The sequence below is a fragment of the Arthrobacter sp. sptzw32 genome (assembly GCF_059089735.1).
In genome coordinates, this window is sequence record NZ_JBNHEZ010000002.1 from 485,360 (window position 1) to 497,536 (window position 12,177).

At 66.9% G+C, this 12,177-nt stretch carries 10 protein-coding genes; 5 read left to right on the forward strand and 5 right to left on the reverse strand.

The annotated features are described in order from the left end of the window. Window positions 1-4: 4 nt before the first annotated feature. The 5 genes from AC5RVN_RS05840 (at window position 5) to AC5RVN_RS05860 (ending at window position 6,825) form a co-directional block, all read left to right on the forward strand. Window positions 5-1,102: a threonine aldolase family protein gene (locus tag AC5RVN_RS05840; protein ID WP_494137434.1), complete on the forward strand. Its 1,098-nt coding sequence runs from the start codon at window positions 5-7 to the stop codon at window positions 1,100-1,102. Between the two features lie 61 nt (window positions 1,103-1,163). Further along, window positions 1,164-1,814 (forward strand): DUF3000 domain-containing protein, encoded by a 651-nt coding sequence (locus AC5RVN_RS05845; protein ID WP_494137337.1) that lies wholly within the window; start codon window positions 1,164-1,166, stop codon window positions 1,812-1,814. Between the two features lie 98 nt (window positions 1,815-1,912). Then, complete coding sequence (locus AC5RVN_RS05850; RefSeq protein WP_494137338.1) at window positions 1,913-3,253, forward strand: HRDC domain-containing protein; 1,341 nt, start codon at window positions 1,913-1,915, stop codon at window positions 3,251-3,253. A gap of 114 nt (window positions 3,254-3,367) precedes the next feature. Then, the gene (locus AC5RVN_RS05855; RefSeq protein ID WP_494137339.1) at window positions 3,368-4,651 is read left to right on the forward strand and encodes a thiolase family protein; all 1,284 of its coding nucleotides are present in this window, start codon (window positions 3,368-3,370) and stop codon (window positions 4,649-4,651) included. Continuing rightward, the gene (locus AC5RVN_RS05860) at window positions 4,648-6,825 is read left to right on the forward strand and encodes a 3-hydroxyacyl-CoA dehydrogenase NAD-binding domain-containing protein (protein ID WP_494137340.1); all 2,178 of its coding nucleotides are present in this window, start codon (window positions 4,648-4,650) and stop codon (window positions 6,823-6,825) included. The genes AC5RVN_RS05855 and AC5RVN_RS05860 overlap by 4 nt, the downstream gene beginning before the upstream one ends. 82 nt (window positions 6,826-6,907) lie before the next feature. On the opposite strand, the gene AC5RVN_RS05865 is transcribed toward AC5RVN_RS05860, so the two are convergent. The 5 genes from AC5RVN_RS05865 to AC5RVN_RS05885 form a co-directional block, all read right to left on the reverse strand. Further along, window positions 6,908-8,434: an ABC transporter ATP-binding protein gene (locus tag AC5RVN_RS05865; protein ID WP_494137341.1), complete on the reverse strand. Its 1,527-nt coding sequence runs from the start codon at window positions 8,432-8,434 to the stop codon at window positions 6,908-6,910. Beyond that, window positions 8,435-9,172: an energy-coupling factor transporter transmembrane component T gene (locus AC5RVN_RS05870; RefSeq protein ID WP_494137342.1), complete on the reverse strand. Its 738-nt coding sequence runs from the start codon at window positions 9,170-9,172 to the stop codon at window positions 8,435-8,437. A 10-nt stretch (window positions 9,173-9,182) separates the two neighbouring features. After that, entirely contained in the window at window positions 9,183-10,001 is an 819-nt protein-coding gene (locus tag AC5RVN_RS05875) for an ECF transporter S component (protein ID WP_494137343.1), read from the reverse strand. Between the two features lie 164 nt (window positions 10,002-10,165). Beyond that, complete coding sequence (locus tag AC5RVN_RS05880; protein WP_494137344.1) at window positions 10,166-11,191, reverse strand: nucleoside hydrolase; 1,026 nt, start codon at window positions 11,189-11,191, stop codon at window positions 10,166-10,168. Window positions 11,192-11,198: 7 nt separating this feature from the next. After that, complete coding sequence (locus AC5RVN_RS05885) at window positions 11,199-12,176, reverse strand: aldo/keto reductase (protein WP_494137345.1); 978 nt, start codon at window positions 12,174-12,176, stop codon at window positions 11,199-11,201. Window position 12,177: the final 1 nt, after the last annotated feature.

The following is a 12,177-nucleotide window of genomic DNA, read 5'->3' on the forward strand; positions in this document are numbered from 1 at the left end:
AGCCATGACTACAACAGCAGAAACTGCCGCCGGAACCCGGCTGCACGATCCCACCATCCGCGGATTCGCCTCGGACAACTACTCGGGGGTTCACCCGGAGGTCCTCGCGGCCCTGGCTGCAGCCAACGACGGCCACCAGGTCTCCTATGGGGAAGATGACTACACCGCCCGGCTGCAGGAACTGATGGAGGAACACTTAGGGGCCGGGATTGAGTGCTTCCCTGTCTTCAACGGCACCGGCGCCAATGTCCTGTCGCTGCAGTCGCTGCTGCCCCGCTGGGGCGCGGTGGTGTGTGCCTCCACCGCGCACATCAACATGGATGAGAATGGTGCGCCCGAACGCATTGCCGGCATCAAGCTCCTGCACGTCCCCACCCCGGACGGCAAGCTCACGCCCGAACTGATCGACCGGGAAGCCTGGGGCTGGGGCGACGAGCACCGCGCCCAGCCGCTCGCCGTCTCCATCACGCAGACCACGGAACTGGGAACGTGCTACACCCCGGAAGAAGTGCGGGCCATTGCTGACCACGCACACGCCAAAGGCATGAAGCTCCACATGGACGGTGCACGGCTGGCCAACGCGGCAGCCCACCTCCAGGTCCCGCTGCGGGCCTTCACCCGCGACGCCGGGGTGGACATCCTGTCCTTCGGCGGCACCAAGAACGGGCTGCTGTTTGGCGAAGTGGTGGTGGCGCTGAACCCGGAGGCTGCGCACGGGCTGGTGTACCTCCGGAAAATGAACATGCAGCTGGCGTCGAAGATGCGTTTTATGTCCGCCCAGTTCATCGCCCTCCTGGAAGGCGACCTCTGGTTGCGGTCGGCCACCCACGCCAATGCCATGGCCACCAGGCTCCGCACCGCCGTGGACAGCATTGAGGGCGTTCAGCCCACACAGAAAACCGAATCCAACGGCGTCTTTGCCGTCCTGCCCGCCGGTGTGGCAGACAGGCTGCGGAACTCCTTCCGCTTCTACGACTGGAACGAGGCTGCCGGGGAAGTCCGGTGGATGTGTTCGTTTGACACCACCGAGGAGGACATCGATGCCTTCGTTGCAGCAATCCGCCATGAACTTCAAGGCCATGAAAACAGACAGTCCGGCTAGGCGGCGCCCGGTGACGGCGAGCCTTCCCGCCGTCACCGGCCCGGTTGCGTAACCTGCGAAGGTGAACGCACTTGACAAGGTTCCCCCGGAATTTCTTCACGCCTTGGGAACCCTCAGGAAAGCCCGGTGCCGGGAGGAACTCCACCTGGCGGAGATTCCCGCGCCGGCTCGGCTCGCGCCCTTCGCTGTGGCGCTGGGGGCGGAGGTCCTCTCACCGGGGCCCGGGACGGCCGCCACTCCCCTGCACGGCCCTGCGGCGATGGCGCTGGCCGCCGCGTCAGGAACAGCGGACGACGACGAAACTGAGCTGGCAACGGGCCGCTTCATCCTGCTCCACGACCCGGAAGGCTCCGCGGTGTGGGACGGGGAGTTCCGCATCGTCACCTACATCCGCGCCCAGTTGGAGCCGGAAATGGGAAATGACGAGATGCTGGGGACAGTGGCCTGGACCTGGCTTGTTGAGGCGCTCGAGAACCACAAAGCCCCCTACCGCGCAGCCGGCGGCACTGCCACCAGGGTTCTTTCGGAAAGCTTCGGAACGCTTGCGGAACGGCCCGGGTCCATCGACATCGAGCTTCGCGCGTCCTGGACTCCGTCCACGTCGGACGTAACCGCACACCTCGAAGCCTGGTCTGACATGGTGTGCACCTTTGCCGGCCTGCCACCCCTTCCTGACGGGGTCACCCAGCTCCCGAACCGGCGCAGGAGCTAGCTGGTGGCTTGCAGTGCGGCTTGGAGCCCGGCTGTTGTGCCTTTCAGCGCGGAGCGGCGGCCAGACGGCCAACGGCCGGCCGGTAAACTAAAGGCATCATGACCCCTAACATTCCGGAAAACACCACGGCCGGCGTTCCGGCTGCTGATACCGCCCCCCACATCACGGTGGAAGGCTTTGACAGCCCCATCCCCCAAATCATCGAGCTCGATTCGCCCCGCGACGGCGTTCCGCTGGTCATCGAGACGCAAGCCGGGCTGGAGCGGTGTGCCGCTGCCATCGCCGCAGGCACCGGCCCTGCAGGAGTTGACGCAGAACGGGCCTCCGGCTTCCGCTATGGACAGCGTGCCTTCCTCGTCCAGATCCGCCGCGAGGGGGCCGGGACGTGGCTGATCGATCCGGAGCCTTTCGACAACCTGGACATCATCAACGAGGCCCTGCGCGGCGTCGAATGGATCCTGCACGCGGCCAGCCAGGACCTGCCGTGCCTGTCGGAACTCGGCATGTGGCCGGACAGGCTCTTTGACACCGAACTGGCAGCCCGCCTGGCAGGCCTGCCCAGGGTTGGCCTTGCTGCCGTTATCGAGCAGCTGCTGGGGTTCGGGCTTGCCAAGGAACACTCGGCCGCAGACTGGTCCACCCGGCCCCTTCCTGAGCCATGGCTGCGCTACGCAGCCCTCGACGTTGAGGTCCTCACGGAGCTGCGCGAAGAGCTGATTGAACTCCTGGAAGCTGACGGCAAGCTGGAGTACGCGGAGCAGGAGTTTGCGGCCATCCTGGACGCCGGGCTCGCCCCGCCGCGTGTTGACCCGTGGCGGAAAACCTCCGGCCTCCACCAGATCCGTGACCGGCGGCAGCTTGCAGCTGTGCGGGAACTGTGGCTGGAACGCGATTCCCTGGCCCAAAAGCGGGACGTGGCCCCGGGCAGGCTCATTCCGGACTCCGCTTTGGTTGCCGCGGCCAAGGCCATGCCCTCCACCGTGCCCCAGCTGCTGGGCACTAAAGGCTTTCATGGGCGTGCCGCGCAGCGCGAGGCTCCCCGGTGGCTGCGGTGCATTGCCGCGGCCCGGGACCTGGAAGAACTTCCGCCGCTGCACCTTGCCACAAACGCGCCGCCCCCGCCGCGCGTCTGGGCAGACAGGGATCCCGAAGCTGCGGCCCGGCTGGGCACCGCCAGGCCGCTCCTGCAGGAGAAGGCCGATCAGCTGAACCTACCGCTGGAGAACCTGCTGACCCCGGACTTCCTGCGCCGGGTGGCGTGGCGGCCCCCTGCGGAGATCAGCGAATCGTCGGTCGGTGCGGAACTCCGAACCCTCGGTGCCCGTCAGTGGCAGGTGCAACTGGTGGCGCCGCTCATCACGGAAGCTTTCCTCAACCCACAGCCATTGCCGCCGAGGGAACCCCGTCCGGACGTGGCCGCTGCCGGACAGCAGGGCTGACCCTCACCCCTTGCGGCCTAAGTTACTCGCGAGTAACATCGAAAGTATTGCCGTTCAGCTGCCTGCCGCCCTGCGGCAGTGGACTGACGCCTACGTCTCGATGAGGAGTTAAACGTGAGCAACAACGGAAGCAGCGCGTCCAACCGCACTGTCCGGGACGTCGTTTTTGTCGACGGCCTCCGCACACCGTTCGGCCGGGCGGGAGAAAAAGGCATCTACGCCGGCACCCGGGCGGATGACCTGATAGTCAAGTGCCTCCGGGAGCTGCTGCGCCGCAACCCGTCGCTGCCGCCGGGACGCATTGACGAGGTGGCCATCGCCGCCACCACGCAAGCCGGCGACCAGGGCCTGACCCTCGGACGGACGGCAGCCCTCCTGGCCGGGCTCCCCAGGACTGTGCCCGGTTTCGCTATCGACAGGATGTGCGCCGGTGCCATGACAGCGGTCACCTCCACCGCCGGCGGAATCGGTTTTGGCGCCTACGACGTGGTCATCGCCGGCGGTGTGGAACACATGGGCAACCACCCCATGGGCTCGGGGGCGGACCCGAACCCGCGGTTCATGTCCGAGCGGCTCGTTGATCCAGCCGCGCTGAACATGGGCAATACGGCCGAGAATCTGCACGACCGTTTTCCTTCCATCACCAAGGAGCGGACTGATGCCTATGCGGTGGCCTCCCAGAAGAAATTCGACGAGGCCCGGCGTGCGGGCCGCATCCAGCAGGACCTGGTGCCCGTAGCAACCCTGAAGCCGGGCCAGGGCTGGACGCTGAACACCGTGGACGAGCCGCCCCGGCCAGGCACCACCATCGCTGACCTCGCCACCCTCCGCACGCCCTTCCGTGCCCACGGCCGTGTCACCGCCGGAAACGCCGCAGGTTTGAACGACGGCGCCACCGCCGCCATCCTGGCATCCGCCGAAACCGCTATTGAGCTGGGGCTGCCAATCCGTATGCGCCTGGTCAGCTACGCCTATGCCGGAGTTGAGCCCGAGGTCATGGGCATAGGCCCCATTCCCGCCACCGAAAAGGCCCTGAAGAACGCCGGGCTCTCCATCGGGGACATCGGGCTGTTCGAGATCAACGAAGCCTTTGCCGTCCAGGTGCTGAGCTTCCTCGAACATTTCGGCCTTGCCGATGACGATCCCCGGGTCAACCGCTACGGCGGCGCCATTGCCGTGGGCCACCCCCTCGCCTCCTCCGGTGTGCGGCTCATGAACCAGCTCGCACGGCAGTTCGAGGAGGACCTTTCCGTGCGGTACGGCATCACCACCATGTGCGTGGGACTGGGAATGGGTGCCACCGTCATCTGGGAGAACCCTCTCCACGCCGACTACACCGGAGCCCGGCAAGTGGTATCCGCCGCAACCACCGAAACCGTTTCCGAAGGAGCAGCATGAGCGCCGCAGATTTCACCCAGCTTGCCAGCCTCTTTCCTCATGAAACCGTGACGCACTCCTACGTCCAGGACATTGAACTTCCGGCCCAGGCGGGAAAACCCAGCCCCGGCACGTTCGCCCTCATCACGCTGGACAACGGCCTGGACCACTCCAAGCCCACCACGTTGGGCCCGAACACGTTGGTGGAACTCGGCACCGTGCTGGAGGAACTCCGGGAGCGGGCCCGCCGCGGTGAGATCATCGGCGTGGGTGTCACCGGCAAGCCCTACTACCTTGTTGCCGGTGCCGACCTTTCCACGGTTAAGACCCTGGACAAACGCGAGCATGGTTTATGGATGGCCCAGCTTGGCCATGACGTTTACAGCACGCTGGCCAACCTGGGGGTGCCAAGCTTTGCCTTCATCAACGGCACAGCCCTCGGCGGCGGCCTGGAGATTGCCCTGCAGGCCACTTACCGGACCGTGTCCACAGGGGCCGGCGCGCTGGCGCTCCCGGAAGCGTTCATCGGCCTGGTGCCTGGCTGGGGCGGCGTGTATATCCTCCCGCGCCTTATCGGACCGGAAAACGCAGTGCGCGTCATGATCGAAAATCCGCTGAGCAACAACCGTACTTTGACCGGGCCCCAGGCCTTCGAGCTGGGCATTGCCGACGCAATGTTCGAGCCTGCGGACTTCCTGGAGCAGTCCCTTGCCTGGGCGGCGAAAGTCATCCCCGGGGAAGCGACGGCGGAACGTGCCAACGCCGTCGACCCCGCCCACCCGGACACTGCAGCACGTTGGGCCGCCGCCGTTTCTGCCGGCCGGGCCCTGGTGGAAGCCAAAACGTCCAACGCCGCACCCGCTCCGGCCAAAGTCCTGGACATCCTTGAAGCCAACCGCACCCTGACCCAGGCCGAGTCCGCTGCGCTCGAGTGCGAAACCCTCGCCGGGCTGATGCAGACCGACGAGTTCCGCGCCACCGTGTACGCCTTCCTGGATTTGGTCCAGAAACGGTCCAAGCGCCCGGCAGGCGCCCCAGACCGCAAGCTGGCGCGACCGGTCACAAAGGTGGGAGTGGTCGGAGCCGGCCTCATGGCCAGCCAACTGGCGTTGCTCTTCGCGCGGCAACTGAAGGTTCCCGTGGTGATGACTGACATCGACCAGGCCCGGGTGAATAAAGGCGTGGACTACGTCCACACCGAGGTGGACAAGCTGCTGGGCAAAAAGCGGATCAACCAGGACGCTGCCAACCGAACCAAGGCACTGGTGACGGGGTCCGTTTCCAAGGAGGTCTTCGCCGACGCGGACTTCGTCATCGAAGCCGTCTTTGAAGAGCTCAACGTCAAGAAGCAGGTGTTCGCCGAACTCGAGGGAATCGTCACCCCGGAATGCATCCTGGCCACCAACACGTCCTCCCTGTCCGTCACCGCAATGGCGGAGGACCTCCAGCACCCGGAACGGCTGGTGGGCTTCCACTTCTTCAACCCGGTGGCCGTTATGCCGCTGCTGGAAATTGTCCGTGCCCCGAGGACCGACGACGCCGTCCTGGCCACCGCATTTGAGCTTGCCAAAGAACTGAAAAAGACGGGGGTGCTGGTCAAGGATGCCGCCGCATTCGTGGTCAACCGGATCCTGCTGCGGCTGATGGGCGAAGTCACTGCCGCTTTTGACGAAGGTACTCCCGCTGAGGTGGCGGACAACGCCCTGCGGCCGATGGGCCTGCCAATGACCCCCTTCACCCTCGGCGCTATGGTAGGGCTCCCCGTGGCCCAGCACGTCCAGGAGTCGCTGCACGCAGCCTTCGGTGACCGGTTTCCGGTGTCCGCGAACCTGCAGAAACTGATCGACAACGGCGTGAAGAGCCTGTGGGTCCCCGGCCCGGACGGCACCCGGGAGATCCCGCAGGCCACGTTGTCCCTGATGTCTTTCGGAACCAGCCCCTCCACACCGGAGGAGGTCCTGCGGCGCACCCAGGATGCCCTTGCCGAGGAAATTGGCCTGATGCTCGAAGAAGGCGTGGTGGCCGGACCCGAAGACATCGACCTGTGCATGATCCTCGGCGCCGGCTGGCCGATGTTCCTGGGCGGCATCACGCCCTACCTTGACCGCGTGGGGGCCTCCGAGCGGGTCAACGGCAAGCGGTTCCTCCCGCCAGGGGTGGCCTCCCGCCCGGCAGGCCAGTCCGTCGAAAGCTAGTCCCCACCAGCCCTACAGGCATTGCAGAGGGCTTCGTCCGGCACGTTGGACGTAGCCCTTTCGCGTTACGGCGCCTATGACATCAGCCCTCCAGCAGCTGTCCGCCGTCGAGCTTCAACAGGCGGTGCGCCACGGAACGTGCGTAGGGCACGTCATGGGTGACCAGGACGACGGCGGCCCCCGCCGCTGCTGCGGACCGCACAGCGGCGTCCAGGACGGCCAGGCCATGGCCGTCCAGTGCAACCGTGGGCTCGTCAAGGGCAAGGACGGAGGGCCTGCGGGCGAGGACCGTTGCCAGCGCGAGCAGCCGCTGGCCGGAGGCCGGCAACTCGCCGGGGTGGTCATTGGCGGCTCCGGACAAACCCACTAGGGCCAAAGCTGCAGCGGTTCTTTCCGCAGCCTCGCCGGCACCGAACGTCCGGCCCAGTCCGAACCGGACTTCCCGTGCGGCAGTCCGTTCGAAAAGCTGGTCGCGCGGGTTCTGGAAAAGCAGTCCCACCGACGCGGCGACCTCCCCGGCGGGCACGCCGGCAATGTTCTTCCCACCAACCAGGACGCTGCCCGATGTTGGCCGCACCAATCCGTTGAGGTGGCGAAGGAGTGTGGATTTGCCCGCCCCGTTGGGTCCGGTAACGGCAACAACCTCCCCCGGCCGGAGCACGAGATCGACTCCCTGCAGGACCGTGATCCGGTGGTGCCCGGCGCCCCCGCGGCTGGCTGCCTTGGCCATCCCAACCCGGCGCGGACGTCCGTGATACCCGAAGGTCACGCCCCGGAGCTCCAGGACGGGCTCCGCTGCGGTGGTACCGGCCGCCTTCTGGAAATCCAGCTGCCTGATGGGCCGCCGGATCGCCGGCGGCAGACAACCGGCCGCTTGGTGCAGTTCCGTGGGCGTACCGCTGGCGGTTACCGTGCCGGCGTCGAGGACAATCCACCGGTCGGCCTCCAGCAGCACCTCATCCATCACCTGGCTGAGGACGACGACGGAAGTACCGCCGGCCACGAGCTTGCGCAGCAGGAGCACCAGTTCGCCCCTCCCGGCGGCGTCGAGGGAGGCAAAGGGCTCGTCCAAAACCAGTACTTCCGGCTCAGTTATCACAGCACAGCCGGTGGCCAGGCGGCGCAACTCTCCCCCGGACAGGGTGTCAGGGTGGCGGGACATCAGCCGGGAAAGTCCCAGCAGCCCCGCAGTACGTTCCACGGCGGCATGCATGGCTCCACGGTCCAGGCCCGCATTTTCGAGTCCAAAAGCGAGTTCTTCGGCCACGGTGGCCCTGACAGTTGACAGTGCTCCGGCGGGGTCCTGCGGCACGAACCCCACGCGTGTACCCCATTCGGCGGGGTTGAGGCGCGGGTCGCCGGCGGTACCGGTAAAGTCCAGCCTGGATCCTGCCAGTTCGAGGTGCCCCTGAAGGTGCCCGTCCCGGCCGGGTGACAGCCATCCGGCGAGAAGCCTGCCCAGCGTGGACTTGCCGCTTCCGGATCCACCAAGGATTACCGTGAGGGTCCCGGGGGCGCAGGAGATGGCCACGTCTTGAAGGACGGGAGCGTCTTCCCCGTGGAAGGAAAAGCTGCTGATTCCTGCGCCAAGGGCAGTGGAGGTATGCACCTAGGCCGCCGCCTGCCACACGCGGGCTACTACGGCAGCCACAGCGGCCAGGAGCAAAAGGACGCGCAGCAACCGTTCGAGGGGCCGGTCCGGCACGTCCCGGTAGCTGGTGCTGGGGCCGGCGCTGCCGAATCCCCGGGCCTCGAGGGCTGCAGCGCGGGTTCCGGCGTCCTCCACCAGCGCTGAAACCAGGGGAACGGCCTGCAGCCGGAAAGCGGCCATCCGGTGCAGCAGGCCGCGCCGAATCACCAGCCCCCGCGCTTCCTGCGCCTGCCGGATACGTTCCATACGGGACGTGACGGCAGGCAGCAACGTCAGTGTGGACGCCAGCACGAAAGCAACCCGGCCGTGGACGCCCTTCGCGGACAGCGCCGCCACCAGGTCCGGAACGCTGACACTGAAGGAAAACACCAGGAGAGCCAGGACCGCAGCGCCCAGCTGCGCTGCCCTCTGGAGTGCAAAGGACAACCCTTCAGTGGTGACCCGCGCGGGTCCCCACGAGGCCAGCACCGTAGCCCCTTCGGGGAAAAACAGGCCGTGCAGGACCAACAGCGACAGGCACAGCGGCACCAGGACCGCAGCCGCCGCGGGCAACAGGCGGCGGAGCGTCCCGCCCCACGCCGAGACACCAACGGCGGCCGCGATCACGGCGAGGGACAGCGGCCAGCTGGCTGCCGCCGTCGTGATGACCGCGGTACTGCCGGCAGCCGCGAGGGATGTCAGCGGATGCAGTCGCATGGGAAGGCGGTCAGGAACCCTGTCCGCGAGCCTTGCCGGCCAGCACCCGGTGCCGCCGGACAAACGGAAACTGCAGGCTTGCACGGCGGGGCAGGGCGTAGGCCAGTACGGCCACCACGGTGAACACGATGGCTTTGTCCATGGGGTCGGAGAGGAGTGCCTGCTTGGTGATGGCGGCCAGGAGGGTGTCCCCCATGGACCGGAAGGCACTGACGATGGCTCCGGTGGCCACGCCAGATGTACCGCCGAAAACGAAGGCGGCCACCGGGGCCGAGACCACTCCGCCGATGATCCCGGTGAGGAAGCCGGCGACGGGCGCAAGGTAGAAACGGCGGAAGAAACCGTGCTTGGCAGCCAGCCCGGCAAGGCAACCGATCAGTGCCGCGCCGGCCGCGAACGGCAGCACGGTGGGGTTGAAGAAGGACCAGACGATGCTGCTCAACGCACCGGTTGCTGCCCCGGCAGCCGGGCCGGCGAGGACCGCAATGAGGACGGTACCGATCGCGTCAAGGTAGAACGGGACCAGGGTGCTGCCGACGAACTGTCCGAGCACGATGTTCAGCACCAGGGCCACCGGAATCAGCACCACGGTTGATGTGGGCAGGGTGGGCAGGACGGCAAAAACGAGGAGGACGGCGCCGGCGAGGAAACCGGACAGTGCGATCAGGGCCGAAGCGCTGCCCGGCCCGCCGGTGATGTCTGCGGGCTGGTTGAGGACCAGGTAGACGTAGGTGCCGGCGATGGCCAGGGCGCCGAGGATTTCCAGTACCCGTCGTTTGCGGGCGGCGGCCGGTGCCGGTGACGGCAGCGTCAGGGAGGGCGATGACATGGAGTTCCTTAGAGGGGTGCGCACGGCCGGCCCGGGAATCCCGGGCCGGGATGGAACGCTGCGTATGTCACCTCGGCAGCTGCGGCCAGGCAGCTGCGCCTGTCCGGTCCGCGGACTATTCTACCGGTGCACGGGCGCCTCCGCGATGGGGATCCGGTCGAGGCTCAGCCCACGCGGCGGGCCAGATTTCCGACGGCGGACACCAGCTCCCGGAAGGCAGCGCCGGGATGGTTGGCGGACACCACCCGGGCGTTCGGCGGCTGGCCCCAGAGGCCGCGGAAATCGGCGACGGTGGTGCCCATCAGCATCTTTGAGCCGGTTTCCACGTCCACGGTGGCGGGGCGGGCCTCGAAGTCCAGTGTTCCTGCCGCGACGCCGGCGGCAAAGTAGTCATGGACGTGGGCCAGATAGCCTTGGTCGTAGTGGCGGTGGAACTCGAAGTAGAACCGGAGCGCATCGGAAAGGTGCCGGATCAGGGTGTTGTCGGAGCTGCTGCGCTGGCCCTCCGGCTGGTCGGGCAGCACCAGTTCCGGAACCCTTGCCCCGGCCGCCTCTGCCAGCTGCCGAACGTGTTCGGGATGCAGTTCCATCCGCTCGGTGGTGTCCAGGGAGCACACGATGGGCAGCTTTTCCGGCGGCAGGTCCTGGAAAGCGGCATACACTTCCTTGGCCGCGTGCGGGTCCACGTGCGTGTTCCATTCTGCGGTGGGCGTTGTGTTGCCCTGGTGGTAGAAGCTGCCGCCCATGATCACCACTTTGGCCAGCAGCTCAGGCAGTCGTGGTTCCTGCCGGAGCGCCAGCGCAAAGTTGGTCAGGGGTGCGGTGATGAGCGCGGTCAGCTCCCCCGGCCGTGCCCTGGCGTGCTCAACCCACAGGTCGACGGCGTTGCGGGGCGACACTTTGCCGACCGGTTCGGGCAGGACTGCGTGGCCGATGCCCTGGGGGCCGTGGGTTTCGGGAGTGGTCAGCAGCGGTATGGCCAGCGGCCCGCGCGCGCCGATAGCCACTTCCACCCCCGTTCGGCCGCAGAGCTCCAGCAAGGCCAGGGTGTTGCGCGCCACCTGGTCCACGTCAACGTTTCCCGGGGTTGCGGTGACGGAGACGAATTCCGTGTCAGGCAAGGCGGCAAGGTAGGCAAGGGCCAGGGCGTCGTCGATGCCGGTGTCAACGTCCAGCAGGAAGGCTGTCATGGCCGGCCTAGAACAGAGCCACCTTGGGAGCGGCAGGGAAAATTTCGTCCAGTTCCGCAAGGTCCTTTTCCGAAGGCAACCAATCCGCCGATTCCGCGTTCTGGCGGACCTGCGCCGGCGTGGTGGCGCCGGCAATGACACTGGCCACCGAGGGCTGGACCGCCAGCCAGGAAAAAGCAACCTGGATCTCGGTCAGCCCGCGTTCCCTGGCAAAGCTGCTGAACCGGTCCAACTGGTCCCAGTCGGCGTCGTGGACCAGGTGCTTGCGGGTGTGGCTGAGCCTGGAACCGTCCGGGGCGTGCCCGGGCGAGTATTTGCCGGTCAGCAGTCCGTTTGCCAGGGGGAAATACGGCAGGACCCCCAGCCCGAACTCTTCGGCTGCCGGTGTCACCTCAAGCTCGGCCCGCCGGTCCAGGAGGTTGTAGTGGTTTTGGGTGGAGATGAAGCGGACGCTGCCGAGTTCGCGGGCCACGTACTCCGCCTGGGCGATCTGCCAGCCTGCACGGTTGGAATGCCCGATGTACCGAACCTTGCCGCTGCTGACGAGGGCATCCAGTGCGGACAGTGTTTCGTCAATGGGGGTCAGCGGATCGGGGGTGTGGAACTGGTAGAGGTCGATCCAATCGGTGGCCAGCCTCCGCAGCGAGGCCTCCACGGCCTGGACGATGTAGCGGCGTGAGCCGCGGGCACCGAAGTCCGGCCCGCTTGCGCCCTTCATGTCCATGCCGAACTTGGTGGCCAGCACGACGCCGGCACGCCGGTTCCCGAGGGCCTTGCCCAGCATCGTTTCGCTTAGTCCGGGTTCCCGGCCATAGGTGTCGGCGACGTCGAACAGGGTGATTCCGGCATCCACCGCCGCGTGGACCACGGCGTTGGTGGCCTCCTGCGACTCCGTGACGGTACTGGCCCGGCCCAGGTTGTTGCAGCCCAGCCCGACGGTGGAGACGGTCAGGCCGGACTTCCCGACGCGGCGGTAGGTGGTCACG